The organism is Brucella pseudintermedia, assembly GCF_008932435.1.
Classification (GTDB): domain Bacteria; phylum Pseudomonadota; class Alphaproteobacteria; order Rhizobiales; family Rhizobiaceae; genus Brucella; species Brucella pseudintermedia.
Genome location: NZ_WBWE01000033.1, coordinates 1 through 3,545, shown reverse-complemented (window position 1 = coordinate 3,545; position 3,545 = coordinate 1). Strand labels below are relative to the sequence as shown.

Sequence of the window (3,545 nt, the reverse complement as noted above, 5' to 3'; positions counted from 1 at the left end):
AAGATTTCGGCCTTCGCCCGTCTTGGTATCGGTGACGCTTGGAAGCAGGCAGGCTGGTTCGTGAATGTCACGCCGACTGGCGGCCAGTTTGTTGTTGTATCTAACCAGTTTGCTATCGCTAATCCCAACGACGACGGCACGTACACATACCCATTCGTGGCCCAAAATGGCGAGGTGGTTATGCAGAATGTGCGGTTAGGCACGCTGCGGTTCGATAGGCTCCTGTCGAACAATGGCAAACTTGATATTCGTGGTTACGACAACTTTGCCGACATAAGGATTTCGTTCTGATGGGCTTGTTCTTCATGGGCTGGAAAGCCGGTGTCGGGTCGGTACTTAAGGTATTGAAATACGACGGTGACGATCCGCTGACGCTCGCAAACTCGGCTTACAATCGCTTCTACTTCAACTCGGAGACACAGAACTTGTCCTACATCTGGGACAAGTTCAACTTCGCAACAGGTTCAAATCCAGCCGTGTATCCTGGCTCGACCGGCGTGAACGGCAATCTTTATGTGATTGAAGGATCATATCCGTCACAGGCGCGTCGTGCATTAGCGGTCCAAACGGTGAGCGGCACAGATCATTTTCTGTTTTATGAGATATTCGCCCGCTTCCCTGATATGCCGATCGTGCCGATTTATGAAGCGAAGCTCATGGACAGCGCGGGCAGGGTTCGGGTTGGTTATATCAACAGCCCATCGGGGAACCGTGACCGCGTTCAAACGGTTCGCGCCTATAATTCTGACATCTGCTACGCAACTCCTGGCGCAACCGGGCCAGGAGGGAACAATATCCGAGGTTTTCGCAGCATCCATCCTGACCTCGGTTATACCGGATGGGTAGGGCGCATTAACAATAACGAAAGCCCTTATTTTAGTGGTCTGACAAACACCGACAGCGGCGGCTACTACAGGGCGCTGACCTGTCAATGGGACTTGCCTGCAAACAACGCTGCTATCCCCACGCCAGACGCAACGCCAGTTGCTGGGCAGGATATGCTTCGGATCAATCCGTCGGTAGCGATCCTCACACGCCGAGGGTTCACGGTCGATGCGGCAACACCCCGCCAGTGCATATTCACAAGCACGCGCGTTCCGAATATGTGCGTAATGATGGGGCAAACGCCGCTGATTGCCGCGAATTCATCAATCTATGTGCCACGAACAACGGATTTCCCGCTTCATGAAACGATGTTCGTTGACACGATAATCGCTCTGCAAGGACTGGATTTCACAATTCCGGCTGTTGACAAAACCGCCAACAAGACCGGCAGGCAAATGCGGGTCTATTACAAAATTGATCCCAACGGCATTACCTTCAGTGTGGAAGGCGATTATGCAGTTTATGTTCGCTACATGGTCTATGCGACCAATACAGACGGGTTCTCGTCCGGAAACGGCAACACAATACGCGAGTTGCCGAATGGCGGGGTTCAGATAAAACGACCGGGATCAAGCGATACGAACCCGAAAGGAAATGACATTCTCGTAGACACTCGCTTTCCGTCGGTGCGGGTTATGCAAGAAGGCTGGATACCAGCATCGTCTTTTTCGACAGGCAATGTGGTGGATGGCCAGTACGGTTCCCATGCAGCAATCGTGAATTTCGATGGCTCTGGCCAGTTCGTCTTTCCCAAGGTCATGTGCAATTGGCCCGAAAGGATAACGCAAGGGTTCCATCAGTATCTGAGGCCGCCAGCTACAAACGCGTGGTCGCCGTCTAATCAGTCGTGCGTGACGGTTGTGGAAGCTAACCGGATCGTCATTCATATTAGTCCCGGCGCTCATTCCGACATAGATACAAGCACAGGTGGGTTTCTGGATAATCTGCCCGACCCTATCGGCGTGCGTTACTACATTCTTAGCGCCACGACGCTTTAAGCTCTCAGGAGAAAAATCTATGGCTGTTTTGTCCGACTACACGTCGGGAACGATATCGCTCGCCAATGGCTCAGCGACAGTTACCGGCACCGGGACGCTTTTCGAAGTCACGCGGTTTCGGGAAGGCGACACGCTTCAAATCCAGAACCTGACGGCGGTCATTGCCAGTGTGGACAGCGACACACAGTTGACACTCACTGAACCGTGGACTGGAACGAGCATTGTTGATGGTCCGTACCGCGCCAGACAGCTTGCCGACGGCACCCGCGTGGGTACGCAGGCAGCAACGCTCATTGAGCTTCTGGGTGATGGAACTTTGGCTGGTATTGCGGCGCTCGGCGTCGAGGAGGGGAAGGCGCTCGTCGGTGGTCCTGCTGGTCAATACGTGTTGGCCGACATGGTAACAGACCCGAACGGCAGCCTTGGCAAGCTGGCGGCGCTGACGCTGGCGGCAAACAAGTTCCTGCGAACAGACGGGAACGCAGACATTCAGCTATCCGACATCACTGCCGCAGCGACCGCACTTCTGAACCTGTCAGGCACCGCCGCCGCCGACCAGCTGCCGTATTTAACCGGGGCGAACGGGGCTGGTCTTACTGCGCTGACTTCTTTCGCCCGGACCATTTTGGATGACGCCACCGGCGCTGCGGTGTGGGCAACTCTTGGGTCGTCGGGGTCCTGGTCGGAAAATGGTTATCGCCGTCTGCCAGACGGCACCATGATCCAGTGGGGTAGGCGCTATAATGTTACGGGTGATTTTGACGTAACCTTACCAATAGCTTTCCCTTCCGCCCACTATATTTCGGTGGCAACTGTCGAAATGGGGACATATCGGGCAGATTTTACCGGATGTCAGGTTGGTAATGTGACTAATCTTGCGGCGTTCTCCGTGTACGTAAGGCGTATATCTACAACGGGGGCCGTAACGGTTCCAGGTGACCCTACTGTGTCTTGGATCAGCATTGGACGGTGAGACCATGAGGTACGCAATCTTTAATAACCAAGGGTTACCTACAGCGTTTTATTGCTTGGATGTCCACGGAGACAAAATTCCTCCTGATGCGATTAAGATCACGGAAGAACAGTGGCTTGAGTTCATTGAAAATCAGGGGGCAAGGCAGTGGGTGAACGGGCAAGTTGTGGAATATTCACCGCCAGTTATCGAACAGCCAGAACCCGTTATCATCGTTCCTGCCGTCGCACTCTGGGAGCGCCTGACTGATGCCGAAGCCGAGCAGGTCGAAGCGGCGATGGCAACCAAGCCGTTCCGCACCCGCCAAATTTTCCTGACTGCGAACACCTTCCGCTCCGATCACGAGCTTTGGCCGCTGCTTGAGCAGATGGCGACCGATCTGTTCGGAGAGGAAAGGGCGGCTGAGCTTCTGTCACCTGAGTAACCGATACCGCTTACTCGACAAACCGCACCGCCCATGAGGCGGTTTTTTATTGCGAGTTTCCGCTTCCATCGTAGAAGAAATAAGCTGTTACGATAGCGGCTGCTATCGCCATGAAAGACCAGAAAATCCATTCAAAATGTGAGTAGACCAGTGATCCCATGAACTCCTCCCAACGCACAAACGTTGGAAGGCTGAGAAAGTTCACTCAATGGAATGAAAAGCCCCGGCAAGGTTTCGTTAACCGGGGCAGGCGCCTTGGGAAATC

At 53.9% G+C, this 3,545-nt stretch carries 4 protein-coding genes; all 4 read left to right on the top strand.

The genetic code is table 11. The features are described from left to right. Positions 1-291: phage tail tip fiber protein (locus F9K78_RS21720; RefSeq protein ID WP_151682750.1), on the top strand; the 291-nt coding region annotated here is incomplete at its 5' end. Then, positions 291-1,883, top strand: a complete 1,593-nt coding sequence (locus F9K78_RS21715; protein ID WP_151682749.1) for a hypothetical protein — start codon at positions 291-293, stop codon at positions 1,881-1,883. The genes F9K78_RS21720 and F9K78_RS21715, both read left to right, overlap by 1 nt. Before the next feature lie 19 nt (positions 1,884-1,902). Further along, positions 1,903-2,856 carry a gp53-like domain-containing protein gene (locus F9K78_RS21710; RefSeq protein WP_208851949.1) on the top strand — a complete coding sequence of 318 codons (954 nt, stop codon included), beginning with the start codon at positions 1,903-1,905 and terminating at the stop codon, positions 2,854-2,856. A gap of 4 nt (positions 2,857-2,860) precedes the next feature. Next, positions 2,861-3,280 carry a hypothetical protein gene (locus F9K78_RS22190; RefSeq protein ID WP_235925510.1) on the top strand — a complete coding sequence of 140 codons (420 nt, stop codon included), beginning with the start codon at positions 2,861-2,863 and terminating at the stop codon, positions 3,278-3,280. Positions 3,281-3,545 lie beyond the last annotated feature (265 nt).